The 22,811-nt window shown below is 72.4% G+C and carries 12 protein-coding genes; 11 read left to right on the top strand and 1 reads right to left on the bottom strand.

Annotation, left to right across the window (positions count from 1 at the left end):
• Positions 1–7 precede the first annotated feature (7 nt).
• The 8 genes from glgX to ACZ79I_RS27950 all read left to right on the top strand — a co-directional run bounded on the left by glgX (position 8) and on the right by ACZ79I_RS27950 (position 14,487).
• Positions 8–2,269 carry a glycogen debranching protein GlgX gene (glgX, locus tag ACZ79I_RS27985; RefSeq protein WP_471500578.1) on the top strand — a complete coding sequence of 754 codons (2,262 nt, stop codon included), beginning with the start codon at positions 8–10 and terminating at the stop codon, positions 2,267–2,269.
• 149 nt (positions 2,270–2,418) lie between these two features.
• A complete protein-coding gene (locus tag ACZ79I_RS27980; RefSeq protein ID WP_471500576.1) occupies positions 2,419–4,203 on the top strand; it encodes an ABC transporter ATP-binding protein in 1,785 nt (594 codons plus the stop codon).
• Complete coding sequence (locus ACZ79I_RS27975) at positions 4,200–6,065, top strand: ABC transporter ATP-binding protein (RefSeq protein WP_471500574.1); 1,866 nt, start codon at positions 4,200–4,202, stop codon at positions 6,063–6,065. Before ACZ79I_RS27980 ends, ACZ79I_RS27975 begins: the two co-directional genes overlap by 4 nt.
• 22 nt (positions 6,066–6,087) lie before the next feature.
• Positions 6,088–7,809 (top strand): ABC transporter ATP-binding protein, encoded by a 1,722-nt coding sequence (locus ACZ79I_RS27970; protein ID WP_471500572.1) that lies wholly within the window; start codon positions 6,088–6,090, stop codon positions 7,807–7,809.
• Positions 7,806–9,572 (top strand): ABC transporter ATP-binding protein, encoded by a 1,767-nt coding sequence (locus ACZ79I_RS27965; RefSeq protein ID WP_471500570.1) that lies wholly within the window; start codon positions 7,806–7,808, stop codon positions 9,570–9,572. The genes ACZ79I_RS27970 and ACZ79I_RS27965 overlap by 4 nt, the downstream gene beginning before the upstream one ends.
• Positions 9,573–9,895: 323 nt before the next feature.
• Complete coding sequence (locus ACZ79I_RS27960; RefSeq protein ID WP_471500568.1) at positions 9,896–11,932, top strand: M4 family metallopeptidase; 2,037 nt, start codon at positions 9,896–9,898, stop codon at positions 11,930–11,932.
• Between the two features lie 308 nt (positions 11,933–12,240).
• The gene (locus ACZ79I_RS27955) at positions 12,241–13,911 is read left to right on the top strand and encodes a M4 family metallopeptidase (RefSeq protein ID WP_471500566.1); all 1,671 of its coding nucleotides are present in this window, start codon (positions 12,241–12,243) and stop codon (positions 13,909–13,911) included.
• Between the two features lie 66 nt (positions 13,912–13,977).
• On the top strand, positions 13,978–14,487 hold the full coding sequence (locus ACZ79I_RS27950; RefSeq protein ID WP_471500564.1) for a DUF1990 family protein: 510 nt from the start codon (positions 13,978–13,980) through the stop codon (positions 14,485–14,487).
• A 42-nt stretch (positions 14,488–14,529) separates the two neighbouring features.
• On the opposite strand, the gene ACZ79I_RS27945 is transcribed toward ACZ79I_RS27950, so the two are convergent.
• Positions 14,530–17,154, bottom strand: a complete 2,625-nt coding sequence (locus ACZ79I_RS27945) for a glycosyltransferase family 1 protein (protein ID WP_471500562.1) — start codon at positions 17,152–17,154, stop codon at positions 14,530–14,532.
• A 388-nt stretch (positions 17,155–17,542) separates the two neighbouring features.
• Here ACZ79I_RS27945 and ACZ79I_RS27940 point away from each other — a divergent pair, with 388 nt between their 5' ends.
• From ACZ79I_RS27940 to treS, 3 genes are all read left to right on the top strand, one after another.
• Positions 17,543–18,745, top strand: coding sequence for a S8 family peptidase (locus ACZ79I_RS27940; protein ID WP_471500560.1), 1,203 nt, complete (start codon positions 17,543–17,545; stop codon positions 18,743–18,745).
• Between the two features lie 229 nt (positions 18,746–18,974).
• Positions 18,975–21,095, top strand: coding sequence for an alpha-1,4-glucan--maltose-1-phosphate maltosyltransferase (locus ACZ79I_RS27935; protein WP_471500558.1), 2,121 nt, complete (start codon positions 18,975–18,977; stop codon positions 21,093–21,095).
• Complete coding sequence (gene treS / locus ACZ79I_RS27930; RefSeq protein WP_471500556.1) at positions 21,092–22,792, top strand: maltose alpha-D-glucosyltransferase; 1,701 nt, start codon at positions 21,092–21,094, stop codon at positions 22,790–22,792. The genes ACZ79I_RS27935 and treS overlap by 4 nt, the downstream gene beginning before the upstream one ends.
• Positions 22,793–22,811 lie beyond the last annotated feature (19 nt).

Genomic DNA, 22,811 nt, shown 5'->3' with positions numbered 1-22,811 from the left:
CCGACAGGTGTCGAGCGCAGCCGAGCAGGAGGCAGTGCAGCAGGGGCGGGCGGACGGGGTACGGTCCGCGCGCCCGGCCGCCGTGCTGAACGGCAGCCGACACCCGGTGCCGGCCGTGCCCGTGTGGCCGGGCGCGCCCACTCCGCTCGGGGCGCGCTTCCACGCGGGCCCGGACGGTGCCGTGGGCACCAACTTCGCGCTGTGGGCGGGCGGCGCGGAGGCGGTCGAGCTGTGCCTGTTCGACGGGCGCGGCGCCGGGAGCCGCGAGACGCGGGTGCGGCTGACGGAACTGACGCACGAGATCTGGCACGGCTTCGTGCCGGGCGTGCTGCCGGGGCAGCGGTACGGCTACCGGGTGCACGGCCGCTGGGACCCGTGGACCGGCGCCCGCTGGAACCCGGCGAAGCTCCTCCTCGACCCGTACGCGCGCGCCGTGGACGGGGACTTCACCCTGCCGCCGGAGGTGTACGGGCACGTGCGGGACTGGCCCGACCAGCGGGTGGCGGACACGGTGCGGGACGAGAGGGACTCGGCGCCGTTCGTCCCCAAGGGCGTGGTCGTGCACGATGACGACGACTGGGCCGACGACCACCGCCCCAAGACGCCCTGGGCGGACTCGGTGATCTACGAGCTGCACGTGCGCGGCTTCACCCGTCGCCACCCGGGCGTCCCCGAGGAACTGCGCGGCACGTACGCGGGCCTCGCGCACCCGGCGGCGATCGAGCACCTGGTGACGCTGGGCGTGACGGCCGTGGAGCTGCTGCCGGTGCACCAGTTCGCGCACGAGGACCATCTGCTCGCGCGGGGCCTGCGCAACCACTGGGGCTACAACTCGATCGGCTACTTCGCGCCGCACGCGGCCTACGCGTCCAGCGGCACCACCGGCCAGCAGGTCGGCGAGTTCAAGCGGATGGTCCGGGCGCTGCACGCGGCCGGGATCGAGGTGATCCTGGACGTCGTCTACAACCACACCGCGGAGGCGGGCGAGCTGGGCCCCACGTTGTCGCTGAAGGGGATCGACAACCGCGGCTACTACCGCCTGCAGTCGGACGCGCGCCGGTACGCGGACTACACGGGCTGCGGCAACACACTGCACGTGGTGCAGCCGCAGGTGCTGCGGCTGATCACCGACTCCCTCCGCTACTGGGTGACGGAGATGGGCGTGGACGGCTTCCGCTTCGACCTGGCGGCGGCACTGGCGCGGTCGATGCACGACGTCGACATGCTGTCCCCGTTCCTCGCGGTGATCGCCCAGGACCCGGTGCTGCGCCGGGTGAAGCTGATCGCGGAGCCGTGGGACGTGGGCTCGGGCGGTTACCAGGTGGGCGCCTTCCCACCGCTGTGGACGGAGTGGAACGACCGCTACCGGGGCGCCGTGCGGGACTTCTGGCGCGGGGCGCTGCCGGACGTGCGGGACCTGGGATACCGCCTGTCCGGTTCGAGCGACCTGTACGCATGGGGCGGCCGGCGCCCGTACGCCTCCGTCAACTTCGTGACGGCGCACGACGGTTTCACGCTGCGCGACCTGGTGTCGTACGAGCGCAAGCACAACGAGGCCAACGGGGAGGGCAACCGCGACGGGTCCGACGACAACCGCTCCTGGAACTGCGGGGCGGAGGGCGAGACGGACGACGAGCGGGTACGGGCGCTGCGCCGCCGCCAGATGCGGAACCTGCTGACCACCCTGCTGCTGTCGACGGGCGTGCCGATGCTGGTGGCGGGCGACGAGATGGGCCGTACCCAGCGCGGCAACAACAACGCCTACTGCCAGGACAACGAGACGGGCTGGCTGGACTGGAGCCTGCTCCAGGACCCGGGCTGGCGGGCGCTGTTCGACCTCACCTCCCGTCTGGTCGGGCTGCGCCACCGCCACCCGGTGCTGCGCCGCCGGGCGTTCTTCTCCGGGCGGGCCCACTCCGCGGACGGCCTGCGGGACCTGGCGTGGTTCACGGCCCGCGGAACGGAGATGACGGAAGGCGACTGGTACGCGCCGGCGGCGAGCCTGGGCATGTACCTGTCCGGCCGCGACATACCGGGCCGGGACTCCCGGGGCGCGGCGGTGGTGGACGACAGCTTCCTCACGGTCCTGCACGCCGGGGACCGCCCGGTGGACTTCGTGCTGCCCGGGCCGCCCTGGGCGCGGCGGTACGAGCTGGTCGTGGACACCTCCCGCGAGGAACAGGCGCAGCCGCCGGGCACGCCGCACCGGGCGGGGACCGCGGTGACGGTGCCGGCGCGGTCGGTACTGCTGCTGCGGGTGGCGGACTGACGGCCGGCCGGCTGACGGTGCGGTGCCGCTCCCGCCGGCCGCGGGTGGCCGGGCCGCCGCGGACGCGCAGGTCGCAGGACTCGCGGCGGATCCAGGTCCGGCCAAAACTCGGTGGGCACTGTCAGTGCCGATCCGTAGGCTCGCTGCTGATGCCGATGACACCTGCACCCGCCGAGGACCGCTCCGCCGTCCGTACCCTGCTGCGTCTGTGGCCGTATGTGCGGCCGGTGCGGGTGCGGCTGCTGACCGCCGCGTTCGTCGCGATCGTGGCGTCGTGCACCGGTCTGGTGATCCCGCTCGTCCTGAAGTGGATGGTGGACGGGCCGGTGGCCGACCGGGATCCGGCCGGCGTGTGGCTCGGCGCGCTGTACCTGCTGCTGCTCGGCGTCGCCGAGGCGGTGCTGTTCGGGATACGGCGCTGGCTGGTGGCGCGGCCGCTGTCGCGGGTCGAGGCGGACATGCGGGCGGATCTGTACCGGCACCTGCAGCGTCTTCCGGTCGCCTTCCACGACCGGTGGGCGTCCGGCCAGTTGCTCTCCCGCGGCACCACCGACCTGATGCTGCTGCGGATGTTCCTCGCCTTCCCGCTGACCTTCCTGCTGGTCAACGGGGTGACGATCCTCGTCGGCGTGCTGATCCTGCTGGCGCAGGACTGGACGCTGGGGCTGGTGATCCTGGGGCCGGCCGTCCCGGTGATGGTCACCTGCGCGATCTTCGAAAAGCGCTACGCCGGGGTCGCCCGGCTCGCACAGGACCAGGTCGGCGACCTGACGACGGTCGTCGAGGAGAGCGTGCTCGGCATCCGCATCATCAAGGGCTTCGGGCGGCACCGGAGCCAGGCACTCGCCTTCCGGGAGCTGTCGGGGACGTTGCGCGGGACGGAACTACGCAAGGCCCGGCTGCTGGCGGCGATCTGGGCCGTCATCATCACGCTGCCGGAACTGGCCATCGGTGCGGCGCTGGTGCTGGGGACGGTGCGCGTGGCGGACGGCGGCCTGTCCGCGGGGACGCTGGTGGCGTTCCTGTCCACGGCGCTGGCGCTGCGGTGGCCCGTCGACTCGATCGGCTTCCTGCTGGCGATGAGCCAGGAGGCGGCCACGGCGACGGAGCGGTACTTCGAGGTGATGGACGAGGAGCCGGAGGCGGAGACCGCTCCCGCCGTCCGGCCGGCCGCCTCCGCCGACCGGGGGCTCCGCTTCCACGGTGTGCGGTTCCGCTACCCCGACGCTCCCCCCGGCTCCCCGCCCGTCCTCGACCACATCGACCTGCACGTCCGCCCCGGTGAGTCCATGGCGCTCGTCGGGGCGACCGGGAGCGGCAAGACCACCCTGACCGCCCTCATCCCCCGGCTGCACGAGGTGACGTCCGGCCGCATCACGCTGGACGGCGCGGACATCACGGCGATGACCCGCGCGGAGCTGCGCGCCAAGGTGGCCGTCGCCTTCGAGGAGCCCACCCTCTTCTCCGCCGGTGTCGGCGACAACGTTCTCATGGGGGCCCCGGACACCGCGGGCGCGGCCGAGCTGGAGCGCGCCCTCGCCGTCGCGCAGGCCGACTTCGTGCACACCCTCCCCGAGGGCACGGACACCAAGGTCGGTGAGCAGGGCCTCAGTCTCTCCGGCGGGCAGCGGCAGCGGCTGGCGCTGGCCCGGGCCGTCGTCGGACGGCCCGGTTTCCTGGTGCTGGACGACCCGCTGTCCGCCCTGGACGTCCACACGGAGGCCGCCGTCGAGGCCGCCCTGCGGCAGGTGCTCGCCGACACCACGGCCCTGATCGTGGCGCACCGCCCGTCCACGGTGCTGCTGGCCGACCGGGTAGCCCTCCTGTCGGGCGGCCGCATCGCCGCCGTGGGCACCCACCATGAACTGCTGCGCACGAACGCCGAGTACGCCCACCTGATGTCCGGGTCCGGGGAAGGGGAGGACGAGCGATGACGGCGCCGACGACGCCTTCGACCACCGCGCAGACCGCCGACGACGACCCGGAGGCCCCCCGCCCCCAGGGCGACGACGCCTTCGACCGTGATGTGCTGCCCACCCCGCCCGGTGCGACGGCCGCGCTGCTGCGCTCCCTGCTCGCCCCGATGAAGGCGCGTGTCGCCGTCACGACCCTTCTGCTGCTGCTCCAGCAGGCCGCCGTCCAGGCGGGCCCGATGCTGGTGGCGTACGCCATCGACGACGCCGTGCCCGCCTTCCGCGGCCACGACCACGGCCCGCTGATCGCGGTGGCGGCGGGCTATCTGCTGTGCGCGCTGGCCTCCGGCGGACTCCAGTACGCGTTCATCGTGGCCTCCGCCCGCGTCAACCAGGACGTGCTGCTTGACCTGCGCGGCCGGATCTTCCGCCATGCCCAGGCGCTGAGCGTCGACTTCCACGAGCGCTACACCTCGGGCCGCCTGATCTCCCGCTCCACGACGGACGTCGAGTCGCTGCGCGAGCTGCTGAGCGAGGGACTGCAGGAGCTGGTGACGGTCATCCTGTCGTTCGTCTACATCGCGGCGATGCTGCTCTGGCTGGATGTGGGGCTGGGTGCCGTCGCGGTGGCCTCCTTCGTGCCGCTGTACCTGCTCGTGCGGGACTACCGGCGGCGTGCCGGGCGGGTGTACCGGCTGCGGTCCACGGCGATCGCCGCGGTCATCGTGAAGTTCGTGGAGACGATGAACGGCATCCGTCCGGTGCGCGCCTTCCGCCGCGAGGAGGCCAACGACGCCGGCTTCCGCGTCCTCAACAGGCGGCACGAACGGACCAACGGGGACGCGCTGCTGGAGATGGCCCGCTATGTCACCGCCTCCCGGCTGGTGGCCAACACGGCGGTGGCCGGAATCGTGCTGTGGGGCGCCTACCGGGTGGCGGCCGGCTCGCTGGCCCTCGGGGTGCTGGCGGCCGCGGTGCTGTACCTGCGGCGCCTGTACGACCCGATCGACCGGCTCGGCATGTTCCTGAACTCCTACCAGTCGGCGTCGGCGTCGCTGGAGAAGATCGCGGGGCTGCTGGCCCAGACGCCCTCCGTGCCCGAGCCGTCCGTGCCCCGGCCCCTTCCGGCGCTCCAAAGTGAGCAGCCGGGCCGCGAGGTCGTGTTCGAGGACGTCCGGTTCGCCTACCGCACGGGCGGCGAGGTGCTGCCCCGCTTCTCGCTGACGCTCCCGGCCGGGCAGACGGTGGCCGTGGTCGGCGCGACGGGCGCCGGCAAGTCGACGCTCGCGAAGCTGCTCGCCCGCTTCTACGACCCTTCCGGGGGCCGGGTCCTGCTGGACGGCGTGGACCTGCGCGACCTCGCCCTGCCCGAACTGCGGCGCGGGGTGGTGATGGTGACGCAGGAGGCGTTCCTGTTCTCCGGCACGGTCGCCGAGAACATCTCCATCGGCCGCCCGGACGCGACCCGCGAGGAGATCGAGCGGGCCGCCAAGGCGATCGGCGCCCACGACTTCGTCAGCGCACTGCCGGACGGCTACGACACGGACGTCCGCAAGCGCGGCGGCCGGATCTCCGCCGGGCAGCGCCAGCTCGTGGCGTTCGCGCGGGCGTTGCTGGCCGACCCGGCGGTGCTGATCCTCGACGAGGCGACCAGTTCCCTGGACGTCCCCGGCGAACGGGCGGTGCAGCGGGCGATGGCGACGGTGCTGCGGGGCCGTACGGCGGTGGTGATCGCGCACCGGCTGTCGACGGTGGAGATCGCCGACCGCGTCCTGGTCATGGAGGACGGCCGCGTCGTCGAGGACGGCAGCCCGGCCGAACTGATCGCGGGGACCGGGCGGTTCGCGGACCTGCACCGGGCCTGGCGGGACAGCCTGGCTTGAGGGAACGGGGGAACGGAGACGGATGATCGACGCGTACGAGGATCCCGGGACGCCCGACCGCCGCGGCGGTGTCCGGTACCTGTGGTGGCTGGTGGCCCGGCAGCCGGGCCGGTGCGCGGCCGGTGCGCTGCTCGGCAGCATGTGGATGGTGCTGCTGGCGGCGACGCCGTACCTGATGTCCCGCGCGGTCGACGAGGGACTGGAGCCGGGCGACATGGGCGCGCTGGCCGGGTGGACCACCGCCTTGTTCGCGGTCGGCTCGTTCAACGCCTGGCTGAGCATCATGCGGCACCGCACGATGACCCGGGTGCGGATGGACGCCAACTTCCGCACGGTCAAGGTCGTCGTCGGGCAGGCGGTCCGGCTGGGCGCGGCGCTGCCCGGCCGGGCCGGGGCCGGAGAGGTGGTCACCATCGGGGTGGGCGACGTCCAGACGATCAGCCAGTCCCTGACCGTCGTCGGCCCCGGCATCGGCGCGGTCGTCGCCTACCTGGTGGTCGCCGGGCTGCTGCTGTCGGTCTCCGGGCAGCTCGCCGCGGTGGTGCTGCTCGGGCTGCCGCTGATCGCGCTGCTCGTCGGGCCGCTGATGGGACGGCTGCAGGGGACGGAGTCGGAGTACCGCGAACGGCAGGGCGCGCTGACCGCGCGGATCGGCGACCTCGCGGGCGGTCTGCGCGTCCTCAACGGCCTCGGCGGCAAGGAGCTGTTCGCCGGCGCCTTCCGCCGGGACTCGCAGCGGCTGCGGGAGCAGGGGTACCGGGTGGGGGCGGTGACCAGCTGGATCCAGGCACTCGGGGTGGGGCTGCCGACCCTGTTCCTGGCCGTGGTGACCTGGCTGGCGGCCCGGTTGACCGCCCGGGGGGACATCACCGTGGGCGAGTTGGTGTCGGTGTACGGCTATGTCGCCGTCCTGGTGGCTCCCGTGGCGTTCTTCGTCGAGTCCTGCTACCAGATCAGCCGGGGCGTGGTGGCGGCCCGGCGCGTCGTGGGGCTGCTGCGACTGGAGCCGGCGCCGGACGACGGCACCGCCGACGCGCCCGGGGCGCCGTCGGTGCTGCACGACCCGGAGTCCGGGGTGCGGGTGGAGCCGGGGCGGCTGACCGCCCTGGCGGCCGCCCGCCCCGGTGACGCCGCAGCCGTCGTGGACCGCCTGGGCCGCTACACGCCCTCGGCGGCGACCTGGGGCGGCGTGCGTCTGGACGAGATCCCCCTGCCGCAGGTCCGCGCACGCATCCTGGTCGCCGACCACGAGGCCGATCTGTTCGCGGGTACGCTGCGCGAGCTGGTGTGCGGACGCCGGGACCACGACGACGCGGCCGTCGGGCGGGCGGTGCACGCGGCCGCCGCCGACGACATCGTCCTCGGCCTGCCCGACGGCCTCGACTCGCCGGTCGCGGCGCAGGGCCGCAGTCTGTCCGGGGGCCAGCGGCAGCGGGTACGGCTGGCGCGGGCGCTGCTGGCCGGCCCCGAGGTGCTGCTGGCCGTCGAGCCCACCTCGGCGCTCGACGCGCACACCGAGGCGACGGTGGCCGGCCGGCTGCGCGCGGCCCGCGAGGGCCGTACGACCCTCGTCACCACCACCTCGCCCCTCGTGCTCGACCGCGCGGACACCGTGCACTACCTCGTCGACGGCAAGGTGACGGCCACCGGCGGCCATCGCGAACTCCTCGGCCGCGAGCCGGGATACCGGGCGCTGGTGACGCGGGACAGCGAGACGTCCGCCGCCGAGGAGGTCGTGGGATGACGCGGTCCGGGGACCACCTGCCCATCGCCGGGCGCGCCGACGTACGGCGGGCCGCCGTGCGGTTGGTGCGGGCCGACGGGCGTGCCTTCGGCGTGGTCCTGGCCCTGAACGCGGCGGCCGCGGGCGCGGGGCTGGCCGGGCCCTGGCTGGTGGGGCGGATCGTCGACGAGGCCCGGGCCGGACGCGGCGTGGACGCCGTGGACCGGCTGGCGCTCGGCATCCTGCTGTGCTCGCTGGCCCAGTTGCTGCTGGCGCGCTGGGCCCGGTACGTGGGGCACCGCTTCGGGGAGCGGACGCTGGCGCGGGTGCGCGAGCAGTTCGTCGACCGGGCCCTCACGCTGCCCGCGTCCGTGGCGGAGCGGGCCGGGGCGGGCGATCTGACGGCGCGCGGCACCGCCGATGTGGCCACCGTCGGCACCACGCTGCGCGACGCCGGCCCCGAGCTGCTCATCAGCGCGGTGCAGGGGCTGTTCCTGCTCGGCGCCGTGTTCGCGCTGAACCCGGTGCTCGGTGCCGTGGGGGTGCTCGGCCTGACCCCCGTCTGGTGCGCGCTGCGCTGGTATCTGCGCCGGGCGCGGGACGGCTATCTCGCCGAGGGCGCGGCGACCTCCGAGGTCGCCGAGATCCTCGCGTCGACCGCCTCCGGTGCCCGTACCGTCGAGGCGTTCCGGCTGGAGGAGCGGCGGATCGCGGCGAGCAGGGAGGCACTGGACACGTCGCGACGCACCCGGCTGTACACGCTCTGGCTGCGCACGGTGTTCTTCCCGGTGGTGGAGGTCTCCTACCTCCTCCCGGTGGCGGGGGTGCTGCTGGTCGGCGGGGTGCTGCACGCGCGGGGGGCGATGAGCCTGGGCGCGGTGGTGGCGGGTGCGCTGTATCTGCGGCAGTTCACCGAGCCGCTGGACGAAATCCTGGTGCGCGTCGAGCAGTTGCAGAGCAGCGGCGCGTCCTTCGCCCGGGTGGAGGGCCTGGCCCGGGCCCCGCGCACCGCACCGGACGGCGGATCCCGGGCGCCGGCGGACGACCGGATCGACGTGAGCGGGGTGCGCTACGCCTACGACCGCGGGGGCGAGGTGCTGCGCGGGGTCGACCTGACCGTGCGGCCCGGGGAGCGGCTGGCGGTGGTCGGCCCCTCCGGAGCCGGGAAGACCACCCTGAGCCGGCTGCTGGCCGGGATCGACGCGCCGAGCGCGGGATCGGTGACCGTGGGCGGGGTGCCGATCGCCGGCCTGGGCCCGGAGCGGCTGCGCCGCCAGGTCGTCCTGGTCACCCAGGAGCACCATGTGTTCCTGGGCACGGTGCGCGACAACCTGCGGATCGCCGAGCCGTCGGCCGGGGACGAGGAGCTGTGGGCGGCCCTCACCGCTGTGGGCGCCGCCGGCTGGGTGCGCGAGCTGCCGGAGGGGCTGGACACCCCGCTGGGCACGGAAGGCACCCGTACCGACGGCTCGCAGGCCCAGCAGCTCGCCCTGGCCCGGGTCGTGCTGGCGGACCCGCACACCCTGATCCTCGACGAGGCGACGGCGCTGCTCGATCCGACGACCGCCCGCCGCACCGAGCGCGCGCTGGCCGCCGTCCTCGAAGGCCGGACGGTCATCGCCATCGCCCACCGTCTGCACACCGCGCACGACGCGGACCGGGTGGCGGTGATGGAGGACGGCCGGCTCACCGAACTCGGTTCCCACGACAGCCTGGTGGCGGCGGACGGGGCGTACGCGGCGCTGTGGCGCTCGTGGCACGGCGCACGACCGTCGGCGGGTTGAGCGGCCCCGGGCCCCGGCGTCGCGGGGTGTGCTCCGGCACCGCCTCCGGTGACGCCTTTCTGAATGGTCCGTATAGCGAACATGACCATCCGGGCAACGAACGATTTCCGGCCAAGTTATTGATGCGCTCCTGACAATGCAGGCGCCCTCTGCGACGCTTCCCACGGCCCCGTCGCGGCAACCCCACAGCACCACCGCCGCGCCGTACGGCCCGTGACCTTGATGCACCTGGTTCCGCGTTCCGCCTGTTCTGCCCGGACGGCCCACCCTCCGTCCGGTCTCCCCTGGCCGCGTGACCCGCGGCCACGCAGAAGGAGTCAGTGTTGAGAAGCAGTTCCTCTCGCAGACGCACCCCCCACACCCCTTCCCGCCGTGCCGCGGCCGTCGCCCTCGTCGGCGTCTCCGCCCTGCTGGCCGCCGCCGTCCAGGCGGGCGCCGCGAGCGCCGCCCCGGCCCGCCCCGCCGCCGGGAAGATCAACCCCGCCCACGCGGCCCTGAAGCTCTCCCCCTCGCAGCGCGCCGAACTGATGCGCGACGCCGACACGGCGAAGGCGGGCACCGCCCGGTCGATCGGCCTCGGCGCCCAGGAGAAGCTGGTGGTCCGCGACGTCGTCAAGGACGCCGACGGCACCCTCCACACCCGCTACGAGCGCACCTACGCAGGGCTCCCGGTCCTCGGCGGCGACCTGGTGGTCGACACATCCAAGTCCGGGAAGACCGAGCGGGTCGTGAAGGCCACCCGGGCCGCCGTCAAGGTGGCCTCGCTCAAGCCGCAGATCACCGCCGCGAACGCCGAGAAGCAGGCCGTGAAGGCCGCGCAGTCGGCGGGCTCGAAGAAGGCCGGCGCGGACCGCGCGCCCCGCAAGGTGATCTGGGCGGCGAGCGGCAAGCCGGTCCTCGCCTACGAGACGGTCGTCGGCGGGCTGCAGGACGACGGCACCCCGAACGAGCTGCACGTCATCACCGACGCCGCCACCGGCAAGAAGCTGTACGAGTACCAGGGCATCGAGACCGGCGTCGGCAACACCCAGTACAGCGGCCAGGTCACGCTGACCACCACGCAGTCGGGCTCGACGTACACGCTGAACGACGGCGCGCGCGGCGGCCACAAGACCTACAACCTCAACCACGGCACGTCCGGCACCGGCACGCTGTTCTCCCAGTCGAGCGACACCTGGGGCGACGGCACCACCTCGAACGCCGCGACCGCGGGGGCCGACGCCCACTACGGCGCCGCCGTGACCTGGGACTTCTACAAGAACACCTTCGGCCGCAGCGGCATCAAGAACGACGGCGTCGCGGCCTACTCGCGGGTCCACTACGGCAACGCGTACGTGAACGCGTTCTGGGACGACAGCTGCTTCTGCATGACCTACGGCGACGGCTCCGGCAACGCCGACCCGCTGACCTCGCTGGACGTGGCCGGCCACGAGATGAGCCACGGCGTCACCTCCAACACCGCCGGCCTCAACTACAGCGGCGAGTCCGGCGGCCTCAACGAGGCCACCTCGGACATCTTCGGCACCGGCGTCGAGTTCTCCGCCAACAACGCCTCCGACCCCGGCGACTACCTCATCGGCGAGAAGATCAACATCAACGGCGACGGCACCCCGCTGCGCTACATGGACCAGCCCAGCAAGGACGGTGCGTCCAAGGACAGCTGGTACTCGGGGATCGGGTCGATCGACGTCCACTACTCGTCGGGTCCCGCGAACCACTTCTTCTACCTGCTGAGCGAGGGCAGCGGCGCCAAGGTCATCGGCGGCGTCAGCTACAACTCGCCGACGGCGGACGGCCTTCCGGTCACCGGCATCGGCCGCGACAAGGCGCTGCAGATCTGGTACCGGGCGCTCACCACCAAGTTCACCTCGACCACCAACTACGCGGGGGCGCGCACCGGCACGCTCGCGGCGGCGGGCGAGCTGTACGGCACGTCGAGCGCCGAGTACACGGCCGTGCAGAACGCGTGGGCGGGCGTCGGCGTCGGTTCGCGCCCCGGCTCGGGCACCGGCACGTCGTACGAGAGCACGACCGCGGTGTCGATTCCGGACAACGGGCCGGCGGTCACCTCGTCGATCACCGTGAGCGGCCGCACCGGCAACGCGCCGAGCAACCTCCAGGTCACCCCGAACATCAGCCACACCTGGCGCGGGGACCTGGTGATCGACCTGATCGGCCCGTCGGGCACCGCGTACCGGCTGAAGAACTTCAGCTCGTCCGACTCCGCGGACGATGTGACCGACACCTACACGGTCAACGCCTCCTCCGAAACCGCCAACGGCACTTGGCAGTTGAGGGTCCAGGACCAGGCGACGTACGACACGGGCACCATCAACGGCTGGACGCTGACGTTCCCGTAGAACGTGGCTGAGGCGCGTCACGGCGCGTCGGCGACGGGGGTTCGCTCCGGGGGTCGGACTCCCCCGGAGCGGCCCCTTTTCGCCGCGCTCCGCGCAGGGCTCCGCCGGCGCCCGGCCTGGCCAATGGGCGTCGTGCGCAGCCGCCGTTCACCGGATGGACGATTTTCAGCCAAGGTCGTTTTGCCCTCCTGACATGTACGCGTCCTGGATGCCACTCTTCCACCGCACGACTCACCCGCACCGCAACTTCACACCCTTCCGTCCGGCCACCCCACGTCGCACGGATACCCCCGCAGAAGGAGCTTGCGTTGACTCCCCTCTACGCGCGCCACAAGCGCACCACTCTGGCCATCGCCACCGCCGTCGCGGCCGGAGCACTGCTCACCACCGGTCTGACCACCGGCATCGCCTCCGCCCAGACACCGGCCTCCTCGACCGGCCGCACCGCGAAGCCGCTCGCCGCCGCCCCCCTCGCGCTGTCCGCGACCGCGCGCACCTCCCTCATCAAGGAGGCCCAGGCGGCCGCGCCCGAGACGGCCCGCACCATAGGCCTCGGCGCCCAGGAGAAGCTGGTGGTCCGCGACGTCGTCAAGGACGCCGACGGCACCGTCCACACCCGCTACGAGCGCACCTACGCGGGGCTCCCGGTCCTCGGCGGCGACCTGGTCGTCCACGAGTCGAAGTCCGGCAAGACCCAGGGCGTGACCAGGGCGACGAAGGCGACCATCAAGGTGGCCTCCCTCAAGCCGCAGATCACCGCCGCGAAGGCCGAGAAGCAGGCCGTGAAGGCCGCGCAGTCGGCGGGCTCGGCGAAGACGGCGGCCAGCAGCGCGGCCCGCAAGGTGATCTGGGCGGGCAGCGGCACCCCGGTCCTCGCCTACGAGACGGTCGTCGGCGGGCTGCAGGACGACGGCACCCCGAACGAGCTGCACGTCATCACCGACGCCGCCACCGGCAAGAAGCTGTACGAGTACCAGGGCGTCGAGACCGGCACCGGCAAGACCCTGTACTCGGGCACGGTCACCCTCAACACCACGCTGTCGGGCTCGACCTACCAGCTGTACGACACCACGCGCGGCGGCCACAAGACGTACAACCTGAAGCACACCAGCAGCACGGGCACCGGCACCCTCTTCACCGACGCGGACGACGTCTGGGGCACCGGCACGGCCTCCAGCTCCACCACCGACCAGACCGCGGCCGCCGACGCCGCCTACGGCGCGCAGGTGACCTGGGACTTCTACAAGAACACCTTCGGCCGCAGCGGCATCAAGAACAACGGCGTCGCGGCCTACTCGCGGGTCCACTACGGCAACGCGTACGTGAACGCGTTCTGGTCCGACAGCTGCTTCTGCATGACCTACGGCGACGGCTCCGGCAACACCCACCCGCTGACCTCGCTGGACGTGGCCGGCCACGAGATGAGCCACGGCGTCACCTCCAACACCGCCGGCCTCAACTACAGCGGCGAGTCCGGCGGCCTCAACGAGGCCACCTCGGACATCTTCGGCACCGGCGTCGAGTTCTCCGCCAACAACGCCTCCGACCCCGGCGACTACCTCATCGGCGAGAAGATCAACATCTTCGGTGACGGCAGCCCGCTGCGCTACATGGACAAGCCCAGCAAGGACGGCTCCTCCGCCGACTACTGGTCCTCCAGCGTGGGCGGCCTCGACGTGCACTACTCGTCGGGTGTGGCGAACCACTTCTTCTACCTCCTGTCGGAGGGCAGCGGTTCCAAGACCATCAACGGGGTCACCTACAACTCCCCGACGTACAACGGCTCCACGGTCACCGGCATCGGCCGCGCCAAGGCGCTGCAGATCTGGTACAAGGCGCTGACCACGTACATGACGTCGACGACGAACTACTCGGGCGCCCGCACGGCGACCCTGAGCGCGGCGTCGGCGCTGTACGGCTCCGGCAGCGCCGAGTACAACGCGGTGGCGGCGGCCTGGTCCGCGGTCAACGTCAACTAGCGCGTGACGGACGCGGCGGCCCCCGGCGGGAAGACCACGCCGGGGGCCGCCCTACGCTTGGGGCCCATGTCCTTCACGTACGAGGAAGTCGGCGCGACCCGCACGGCCGGCCACTGCCCCGAGGGCTTCCGTCCGCTGCACCTGCGCACGCGGATCGGCGAGGGCGAGGAGGTGTTCCGCAGGGCCTCCGAGGCCCTCCTGACCTGGGAGGTGCACCGCGCGATGGGGGTCGGCGTCCTGACCGCCCAGGACAGGGCGGCCCCCGGGGTCGACGTCACCATCACCCTCGGCGGCGTCATCAAGGCCCCTTGCCGTGTCGTCTGGACGGTCGACGAGCCCCGCCGCGCGGGCTGGGCCTACGGCACGCTGCCCGGACACCCCGAGAGCGGCGAGGAGGCGTTCGTGGTCCATCGCACCGGCGACGGCACGGTCTGGCTGACCATCACGGCCTTCAGCCGCCCGGCCAAGTGGTACACGAAGGCGGGCGGCCCGGCGGCGCGCGGATTGCAGCACGCGTACGCGCGGCGCTGCGGGGCGGTGTTGCGGCGGCTGTGCGCGGGCCTGTCCGAGGACTGACCCGAGCGCCCCGCCACCGCGTGCGCCGCTGCGCCGGACCCGTCAGCGCATCAGCACGCCGGCCGCCTCCGCGATCTCCTCCGCCGGCAGCGTCACAAGCCCCAGCTCCGCACCGCCCGCCAGCAGCCGGTGCGCGGGCAGGATCCGGACGGTGCAGCCGAACGGGCCGGTGCGGTCCAGGGACAGCGGCCCCTCGTAGGCCCAGCGGCCCTCCGGATCCGGGCCGCCCGCCGGCTTCAGCGCGGTCGCCGTGGCGTCCGCGATGCGGTCCTCCGTGTCGACGCGCCCCGACACCGCCTGGACCTCCACGTCGTCGGGGGCCAGGTCGCCCAGGCCGACACGGACCCGCAGCGAGAGCGTCGTGCCCAGTTCCGCCGTGACCGCCGCCGTCGACGTCTCGACGTGGTCGACCGTGACGGCCGGCCAGGCCGCCCGCACCCGTGTCTTCCAGGCCGCCAGCTCACGCGCCGCGTCCGGCGTCATCGCACGGTGGGCGTGCGCCGCCGGGGTGTACAGACGCTCCACGTACTCGCGCACCATCCGCCCCGCCAGCACCTTGGGGCCGAGGTGCATGAGGGTCCCCCGGACCATCTCGATCCAGCGGTCCGGCAGCCCGCCCTGGCCCCGCTCGTAGAAGCGCGGCGCCACCCGCTGCTCCAGCAGGTCGTAGAGGGCCGCCGCCTCCAGGTCGTCGCGCCGGTCCTCGTCGGTCCCCGTGCCGTCGGCGGTGGGGATCGCCCAGCCGAAGTCCGGCTGGAACCATTCGTCCCACCAGCCGTCCAGCACCGACAGGTTGAGCCCGCCGTTGAGCGCCGCCTTCATGCCGCTGGTCCCGCACGCCTCCAGCGGGCGCAGCGGGTTGTTCAGCCACACGTCGCAGCCCGGGTAGAGCTTCTGCGCCATCGCCATGCCGTAGTCCGGAAGGAACACGATCCGGTGACGCACGCGCGGGTCGTCGGCGAACCGGACCAGCTCCTGGATCAGCCGCTTCCCGCTGTCGTCCGCCGGGTGCGCCTTGCCCGCCACCACGATCTGCACCGGGCGCTGCGGGTGCAGCAGCAGCTCCATCAGCCGGTCCCGGTCCCGCAGCATCAGCGTCAGCCGCTTGTACGACGGCACCCGGCGGGCGAAGCCGATCGTCAGCACGTCGGGATCCAGCACCCCGTCGATCCAGCCGAGTTCGGCCGTCCCCGCGCCGCGCTGCCGCCAGGACGCGTACAGCCGCTCCCGCACCTCCAGCACCAGCTGCTCGCGCAGCACCCGGCGCAGGTCCCAGATCTCCTGGTCGGCGATCTCCGCGATCGCGTCCCAGCGTTCCGGCCCGCCGACCGTCATGGCGTCCTCGGTGCGCTCCGCGCCGATCTGCCGCGCGCCCAGCCGGAACACCTCCGGCGCCACCCAGGTCGGCGCGTGCACCCCGTTCGTCACGGACGTGATCGGCACCTCGTCGGGGTCGAAGCCCGGCCACAGGCCCGCGAACATCTCCCGGCTGACATGGCCGTGCAGCAGGGACACCCCGTTGGCGTGCCGGCCGAGCCGGAGACCCATCACCGCCATGTTGAAGAGGTTCGGTTCGCCGCCCGGGTACGTCTCCATCCCGAGCCGCAGGATCTGCTCCACCTCGATCCGGGGGAGCTCCCCGTCCGGGCCGAAGTGGCGGGCCACCAGCTCCCGGTCGAAGCGGTCGATGCCCGCCGGGACGGGCGTGTGCGTGGTGAAGACCGTGCCGGCCCGCACCGCCTCCAGGGCCGAGTCGAAGTCCAGTCCGGCGTCGTGCAGTTCGGCGATGCGCTCCAGGCCGAGAAAGCCCGCGTGTCCCTCGTTGGTGTGGAACACCTCGGGCTCGGCGTGCCCGGTCAGCCGGCAATAGGCGCGTACCGCGCGCACCCCGCCGATGCCGAGCAGCATCTCCTGCAGCAGCCGGTGCTCGCTGCCGCCTCCGTACAGCCGGTCGGTGACGCCCCGCTCGCCGAGGTCGTTCTCCTCCACGTCCGAGTCGAGCAGCAGCAGCGGCACCCGGCCCACCTGGGCGAGCCAGATGCGGGCCCGGAGCCGGCGTCCGCCGGGCAGCGCCAGGAAGACCCGGGCGGCGGTGCCGTCGGGCTCGCGCAGGAGCACCAGGGGCAGTTCGTGCGGGTCGAGCACCGGATAGTGCTCCTGCTGCCAGCCGTCCCGTGAGAGGGTCTGCCGGAAGTAGCCGTGCCGGTACAGCAGTCCCACGCCGATCAGCGGGACGCCCAAGTCGCTGGCCGCCTTCAGATGGTCGCCGGCGAGGATGCCGAGGCCGCCGGAGTACTGGGGCAGTGCGGCCGTGATGCCGAACTCGGGCGAGAAGTAGGCGATGGCGGCGGGAAGATCCGAGCGGGGCGAGTGGGACTGGTACCAGCGGTCGCCGTTCAGGTAGTCGCCCAGATCGCCGGCGGCCGCGGCGAGACGGCGCAGGAAGCGGCGGTCCCCGGCCAGCTCCGCGAGCCGGGCGGGCGCGACGCCCCCGAGCAGCCGTACCGGGTCGCCTCCGGACGCGGCCCATCGCTCGGGGTCCACGGACTGGAAGAGATCACGGGTCTCCGCATGCCACGACCAGCGCAGATTGCGCGCCAGATCGCTCAGCGGGTGAAGGGCTTCGGGGAGGACGGGACGTACGGTGAACCTGCGGATTGCCTTCACGAATTCCACCTTCACGGGGGACGTACGCGGCATGTCATCCCCGACGGTAGCGGCGCGGGCCGCCGCAGGGCGACGGCGCGTTGGGGCGGCCGCACCCCCGGACTGCCGCCCCCGGACCCCACTCGGCCCCCGCTCGGCCCTCGCTCGGGCCCGACGGCCTCGTGCGCCACCACCGGAAGGGGCGGCCGGCTTCGCCGCGAACCGTCCGGAAAGCAGCGCAGCCCCTGACCACTCCACCCCTGGCCGATATGGCCGATTCCACAGCCCTGGGCGGCCTTGTGCCGTTTCGCACCGCACGACAGGCTACCGACCGGGGCCATCGGTGGACGGCCGCGCGCACCGGGGGGCCGGGCCGTCGCACACCGCGTCGAGGAGGGGAACCCGAGTCATGGCACGGAGGAAGAACACGCGCCCGCGCCGGAGGGCCGCCCTCACCGCGGCCGCCGCCGTCGCGGTGCTGTCGGCCGTCGCCCCGCCCGCGCGGGCGGCCCCGGAAGGAACGGTCCTCGGCGCCGGGGCCCCCGGCGCCGTCGGCGGGAGCTACATCGTGACGCTCAGGGCGGGAGCCGGGGCGCCGTCGGCCGTCCGCGAGGACATCGCCGAGCGGTACGGGATCACCATCAGCCGCACCTACGAAACGGCGCTCCACGGATACGCGGTGACGGCCGGCGGACGGCAGGCGCGGCGCCTCGCGGCGGACCCCCGGGTGGCCTCGGTCGTCCAGGACACCCGGGTCTCGCTCGACCGCGTCCAGAAGAACCCGCCCTCGTGGGGCCTGGACCGCATCGACCAGGCCGAGCCGCCGCTCGACGGGGGCTACACCTGGCCCGATCCGGCGGGCGCCGGCGTGACGGTGTACGTCATCGACACCGGCATCCGCGTCTCGCACAAGGACTTCGGCGGCCGGGCGAGCTACGGATGGGACTTCGTCGACGGCGACCGCACGGCCGCCGACGCCAACGGGCACGGCACGCACGTGGCCGGGACCGTCGCGGGCAGCGGGTACGGGGTCGCCAAGAAGGCGAAGGTCGTCGCCGTACGCGTCCTCGACAAGACCGGCGCCGGCACGACCGCACAGGTCATCGCGGGCATCGACTGGGTGACGAGGCACGCCAGGAGACCCGCGGTGGCGAACCTGAGCCTGAACGGCCCGGCGAACGCCCGGTTGGACGCGGCCGTGCGCGCCTCCATCGCCTCCGGCGTGACCTACGTGGTCGCCGCCGGCAACGACGGGCGCCCGGCCGGTGCGTACTCCCCGGCCCACGTCGCACAGGCCGTCACGGTCGGCGCCAGCGACCGGAAGGATGCCCGGGCGGGGTTCTCCAACTGGGGCCCGGATCTGGACCTGTTCGCGCCCGGCGTGTCGATCACCTCCGACGCGTATACGAGCGACACCGGCACGGCCACCCTCTCCGGCACGTCGATGGCGGCCCCGCACGCCACCGGCGCGGCCGCGCTCTATCTGGCGGGCCATCCCCGGGCCACTCCGGCGCAGGTGAGCCGGGCGCTCGTCCGGCAGGCGGTCTCCGGCAGGATCACGGGCGCGGGGCCCGGCTCACCGGACAGACTGCTGCGGGTCATCCGCCGTTGACCGTGGTTCACCGAGCACGCGTAGGCTTGCCGGCCTCGCCCCCGGGCGGAGCCGGCCCCTTTCGTCTGTCCGGATACGGCCGGACGTGAACGTAGACATACGCGCGAGTAGTTAACAAAGTGCCGGAATGCCCACCCGCACCTGGTGGGAAGGCTCCTCCGGTAACCCCGCTGGCCCGCCTTCCGACACCCTCAACCGTCCACCATCGTTGACGCGGACAGGAGCGGTCATGCCCCCGACGCACCACTCGCCTGCACCTACGGCCCCCGGCACCGCCACTTCCCCCCTGCGGAAGCCCGATCCCCCCGCCCCGCGGACCCCGCCCGCGGGCCCGAGCCGCACGCCGGCCGCACGGGACGCCGGACCATCCCTCGGGCGCATCCCCGTCCTGGACGTGCGTCCCCTCGTCCACGGGGGCCGCCGGCCGGCCAAGGCGGTGGTGGGCGAGGAGTTCGAGATCTCCGCCACGGTCTTCGGCGAGGGCCACGACGCCGTCGCCGCCGACGTCGTCCTCACGGACCCCGAGGGCCGCCCCGGCCCGTGGACGCCGATGCGCGAACTGGCGCCCGGCACCGACCGCTGGGGCGCCACCGTCTCCGTGCCGGCCGAGGGCCACTGGACCTACACCGTGGAGGGGTGGAGCGATCCGGTCACCACCTGGCGGCGGCAGGCCACGATCAAGATCCCGGCGGGGATCGACACCGAGCTGGTCCTGGAGGAGGGCGCGCGGCTGTACGAGCGGGCCGCCGCCGGCGCCCCGAAGGGCAAGGGCCGCCGGGGGGTGCTTCTCGCCGCGGCCGGTGCCCTGCGTGATGAGTCGCGGCCGCCGGTGGCGCGGTTGGCGGGGGCGTTGACGCCGGAGGTGGATGCGGTGCTGGCGTCGTGTCCGTTGCGGGAGTCGGTGTCGCCGGTGGGGCCGTTCGCGTTGCTGGTGGAGCGGGAGCGGGCGTTGTTCGGGTCGTGGTACGAGTTCTTTCCGCGGTCGGAGGGGACGGCGGAGTGTGCGCATGGGACGTTCCGGTCGGCGGCGCGGCGGTTGCCGGTGATCGCGTCGATGGGGTTCGACGTGGTGTATCTGCCGCCGGTGCATCCGATCGGGACGACGTTTCGCAAGGGGCCGAACAACGGTCTGTCGGCGGGTGCGGGGGATGTGGGGGTGCCGTGGGCGGTGGGGTCGCCTGAGGGTGGTCATGACGCGGTGCATCCGCAGTTGGGGACGATCGGGGATTTCGACTGGTTCGTGGGGCGGGCTGGGGAGCTGGGTCTTGAGGTGGCGCTGGACTTCGCGTTGCAGTGTTCGCCGGACCATCCGTGGGTGGCGAAGCATCCGGAGTGGTTCCGGCATCGGGTGGACGGGTCGGTGGCGTATGCGGAGAACCCGCCGAAGAAGTACCAGGACATCTATCCGCTGTATTTCGATGCGGACATGGAGGGTCTGGTGGCGGAGTCGCTGCGGATTCTGCGGTTCTGGATGGGGCATGGGGTGCGGATTTTCCGGGTGGACAATCCGCATACGAAGCCGGTGGTGTTCTGGGAGCGGGTGATCGGGGAGATCGGGCGGTCGGATCCGGATGTGGTGTTCCTGGCGGAGGCGTTCACGCGGCCGGCGATGATGCGGGCGCTGGCGGCGGTGGGGTTCCAGCAGTCGTACACGTATTTCACGTGGCGGAATTCGAAGCGGGAGCTGACGGAGTATCTGACGGAGTTGTCGGGGGAGACGGCTGCGTACATGCGGCCGAACTTCTTTGTGAACACGCCGGACATCCTGCATGCGTATCTGCAGCGTGGGGGGCGGCCGGCGTTCGAGGTGCGGGCGGTGCTGGCGGCGACGCTGTCGCCGTCGTGGGGGGTGTATTCCGGGTATGAGCTGTGTGAGAACGTGCCGTTGCGGGAGGGCGGTGAGGAGTATCTGGACTCGGAGAAGTACCAGTTGCGGCCCCGGGACTGGGAGGCCGCGGAGCGGGAGGGGCGCAGCATCGCACCCCTGATCACGAAGCTCAACGCGATCCGGCGGTCCAGCCCCGCACTGCGGCAGCTGCGGAACCTGCACTTCCACCACGCCGACAAGGAAGAGGTGATCGTCTACTCGAAACACTCGGGTTCGAACACGGTTGTGGTGGTCGTGAACCTGGATCCCCACCACACCCAGGAGGCGACGGTCTCGTTGGACATGCCGCGGCTCGGCCTGGAGTGGCACGAGTCGGTGCCGGTGCGCGACGAGCTCACCGGTGTCACCTACCACTGGGGCAGGGCCAACTATGTGCGTCTTTCGCCGGGCGATAGCCCCGCACACGTGCTGACCGTCCTGCGACCGTCCTCACCGCAGATCGGAGGGTCACCCACACGATGATCGTCAACGAGCCCGTCCCGGACACCTTCGAGGACACTCCCGCCGCGGACCGCGATCCGGAGTGGTTCAAGCGTGCCGTCTTCTACGAGGTCCTGGTCAGGTCCTTCCAGGACAGCAACGGCGACGGCGTGGGCGACCTGAAGGGGCTGACGGCGAAGCTGGACTATCTGCAGTGGCTGGGCGTGGACTGCCTGTGGCTGCCGCCGTTCTTCAAGTCGCCGCTGCGTGACGGTGGTTACGACGTGTCCGACTACACGGCGGTGCTGCCGGAGTTCGGGGACCTGGCGGACTTCGTGGAGTTCGTGGACGCCGCGCACCAGCGCGGCATGCGCGTGATCATCGACTTCGTGATGAACCACACCAGCGACCAGCACCCGTGGTTCCAGCAGTCGCGCGCCCATCCCGACGGCCCGTACGGGGACTACTACGTCTGGGCCGACGACGACAAGCAGTTCCAGGACGCGCGGATCATCTTCGTCGACACGGAGGCGTCCAACTGGACCTTCGACCCGGTGCGCAAGCAGTACTACTGGCACCGGTTCTTCTCCCACCAGCCGGACCTCAACTACGAGAACCCGGCCGTCCAGGAGGAGATGATCTCCGCACTCAGGTTCTGGCTGGACCTGGGCATCGACGGATTCCGCCTCGACGCGGTGCCCTACCTCTACCAGGAGGAGGGGACGAACTGCGAGAACCTGCCGGCGACGCACGAGTTCCTCAGGCGGGTGCGCAAGGAGATCGACGCGCACTACCCGGACACCGTGCTGCTGGCGGAGGCCAACCAGTGGCCCGAGGACGTGGTCGACTACTTCGGCGACTACCACCGCGGCGGCGACGAGTGCCACATGGCCTTCCACTTCCCCGTCATGCCCCGCATCTTCATGGCCGTGCGCCGCGAGTCGCGCTACCCGGTCTCCGAGATCCTCGCCAAGACCCCCGCCATCCCCTCCGGCTGCCAGTGGGGCATCTTCCTGCGCAACCACGACGAGCTGACCCTGGAGATGGTCACCGACGAGGAACGCGACTACATGTGGGCCGAGTACGCCAAGGACCCCCGCATGCGCGCCAACATCGGCATCCGCCGCCGGCTGGCCCCGCTGCTGGACAACGACCGCAACCAGATCGAGCTGTTCACCGCGCTGCTGCTGTCCCTGCCCGGCTCGCCGATCCTCTACTACGGCGACGAGATCGGCATGGGCGACAACATCTGGCTCGGCGACCGCGACGCGGTACGCACCCCGATGCAGTGGACACCGGACCGCAACGCGGGCTTCTCCTCCTGCGACCCCGGCCGCCTCTACCTGCCCACGATCATGGACCCGGTCTACGGCTACCAGGTCACCAACGTGGAGGCGTCGATGGCCTCCCCGTCCTCGCTGCTGCACTGGACCCGGCGGATGATCGAGATCCGCAAGCAGAACCCGGCCTTCGGCCTGGGCTCCTACACCGAACTGCCCTCCTCCAACCCGGCCGTGCTCGCCTTCGTGCGCGAACACAAGGACGACCTGGTGATGTGCGTGCACAACTTCTCCCGGTTCGCCCAGCCCACCGAACTGGACCTGCGCCCCTTCACCGGCCGCCACCCGGTGGAACTCATCGGCCAGGTCCGCTTCCCCGCCATCGGCGAACTGCCCTATCTGCTCACCCTCGCAGGCCACGGCTTCTACTGGTTCCGGCTCCGCAGGAACGCCGCGTAGAACCCCGGCGGGGCGGTTT

It is taken from the genome of Streptomyces sp. PSU-S4-23, assembly GCF_055632315.1.
This window is presented reverse-complemented; position numbering and strand designations above follow the sequence as displayed.